Annotated in this window: 1 rRNA gene; it reads left to right on the top strand. The window is 52.4% G+C overall.

The window, feature by feature from the left end:
• Window positions 1-2,792 (top strand): 23S ribosomal RNA (locus tag PI85_RS19730); the annotation flags it as partial.
• Between the last annotated feature and the right edge of the window lie 2 nt (window positions 2,793-2,794).

The following is a 2,794-nucleotide window of genomic DNA, read 5'->3' on the forward strand; positions in this document are numbered from 1 at the left end:
TTAATCGCGTAGTATCTTGACGTGAATACATAGCGTCTTGAAGGCAGACCCAGGGAACTGAAACATCTAAGTACCTGGAGGAAGAGAAAGAAAAATCGATTCCCTGAGTAGCGGCGAGCGAAACGGGAAGAGCCCAAACCAAGAGGCTTGCCTCTTGGGGTTGTAGGACACTCAATACGGAGTTACAAAAGAGCGAGTTAGATGAAGCGACTTGGAAAGGTCCGCCAGAGCAGGTAAAAGCCCTGTAGTCGAAAGTTCGTTCCCTCCTGAGTGGATCCTGAGTACGGCGGAACACGTGAAATTCCGTCGGAATCCGGGAGGACCATCTCCCAAGGCTAAATACTACCTAGTGACCGATAGTGAACCAGTACCGTGAGGGAAAGGTGAAAAGCACCCCGGAAGGGGAGTGAAAGAGATCCTGAAACCGTGTGCCTACAAGTAGTTAGAGCCCGTTAATGGGTGATAGCGTGCCTTTTGTAGAATGAACCGGCGAGTTACGATTACGTGCGAGGTTAAGCTTTAGAAGGCGGAGCCGCAGCGAAAGCGAGTCTGAATAGGGCGAATTAGTACGTGGTCGTAGACCCGAAACCAGGTGATCTACCCATGTCCAGGGTGAAGGTAAGGTAACACTTACTGGAGGCCCGAACCCACGCACGTTGAAAAGTGCGGGGATGAGGTGTGGGTAGCGGAGAAATTCCAATCGAACTTGGAGATAGCTGGTTCTCTCCGAAATAGCTTTAGGGCTAGCCTCGTGATGAGAATACTGGAGGTAGAGCACTGTTTGGACTAGGGGGCCATCCCGGTTTACCGAATTCAGACAAACTCCGAATGCCAGATATTTATACACGGGAGTCAGACTGCGAGTGATAAGATCCGTAGTCAAAAGGGAAACAGCCCAGACCACCAGCTAAGGTCCCAAAGTAATCGTTAAGTGGAAAAGGATGTGGCGTTGCACAGACAACCAGGATGTTGGCTTAGAAGCAGCCATCATTTAAAGAGTGCGTAATAGCTCACTGGTCGAGTGACGCTGCGCCGAAAATGTATCGGGGCTAAACGATTCACCGAAGCTGTGGATTGACATCTACGATGTCAGTGGTAGGAGAGCGTTCTAAGTGCGTTGAAGTCAGACCGGAAGGACTGGTGGAGCGCTTAGAAGTGAGAATGCCGGTATGAGTAGCGAAAGACGGGTGAGAATCCCGTCCACCGTATGACTAAGGTTTCCTGAGGAAGGCTCGTCCGCTCAGGGTTAGTCGGGACCTAAGCCGAGGCCGATAGGCGTAGGCGATGGACAACAGGTTGATATTCCTGTACCACCTCCTCACCGTTTGAGAAATGGGGGGACGCAGTAGGATAGGGTAAGCGCGCTGTTGGTTATGCGCGTCCAAGCAGTAAGGCGTGTGTGTAGGCAAATCCGCACACTGTAACGTTGAGCTGTGATGGCGAGTCCGTATGGACGAAGTTCCTGATTTCACACTGCCAAGAAAAGCCTCTATCGAGGTGAGAGGTGCCCGTACCGCAAACCGACACAGGTAGTCGAGGAGAGAATCCTAAGGTGTGCGAGAGAACTCTCGTTAAGGAACTCGGCAAAATGACCCCGTAACTTCGGGAGAAGGGGTGCTCTTGAGCGTGCAAGCGCATGAGAGCCGCAGTGAATAGGCCCAGGCGACTGTTTAGCAAAAACACAGGTCTCTGCAAAACCGTAAGGTGACGTATAGGGGCTGACGCCTGCCCGGTGCTGGAAGGTTAAGAGGAGTGGTTAGCGCAAGCGAAGCTGCGAATTGAAGCCCCAGTAAACGGCGGCCGTAACTATAACGGTCCTAAGGTAGCGAAATTCCTTGTCGGGTAAGTTCCGACCCGCACGAAAGGCGTAACGATCTGGGCACTGTCTCAACGAGAGACTCGGTGAAATTATAGTACCTGTGAAGATGCAGGTTACCCGCGACAGGACGGAAAGACCCCGTGGAGCTTTACTGTAGCCTGATATTGAATTTTGGTACAACTTGTACAGGATAGGTAGGAGCCAGAGATCTCGGAGCGCCAGCTTCGAAGGAGGCGTCGGTGGGATACTACCCTGGTTGTATTGAAATTCTAACCCATGCCCCTTAGCGGGGCAGGAGACAGTGTCAGGCGGACAGTTTGACTGGGGCGGTCGCCTCCTAAAAGGTAACGGAGGCGCCCAAAGGTTCCCTCAGAATGGTTGGAAATCATTCGTAGAGTGTAAAGGCACAAGGGAGCTTGACTGCGAGACCTACAAGTCGAGCAGGGTCGAAAGACGGGCTTAGTGATCCGGTGGTTCCGCATGGAAGGGCCATCGCTCAACGGATAAAAGCTACCCCGGGGATAACAGGCTTATCTCCCCCAAGAGTCCACATCGACGGGGAGGTTTGGCACCTCGATGTCGGCTCATCGCATCCTGGGGCTGTAGTCGGTCCCAAGGGTTGGGCTGTTCGCCCATTAAAGCGGTACGCGAGCTGGGTTCAGAACGTCGTGAGACAGTTCGGTCCCTATCCGTCGTGGGCGTAGGAAATTTGAGAGGAGCTGTCCTTAGTACGAGAGGACCGGGATGGACACACCGCTGGTGTACCAGTTGTCTTGCCAAAGGCATCGCTGGGTAGCTATGTGTGGACGGGATAAGTGCTGAAAGCATCTAAGCATGAAGCCCCCCTCAAGATGAGATTTCCCATTACGCAAGTAAGTAAGATCCCTCAAAGACGATGAGGTAGATAGGTTCGAGGTGGAAGTGTGGTGACACATGGAGCTGACGAATACTAATCGATCGAGGACTTAACCAAAA

This window comes from Lysinibacillus sp. A1 (assembly GCF_000801965.1).
Lineage (GTDB): Bacteria > Bacillota > Bacilli > Bacillales_A > Planococcaceae > Lysinibacillus > Lysinibacillus fusiformis.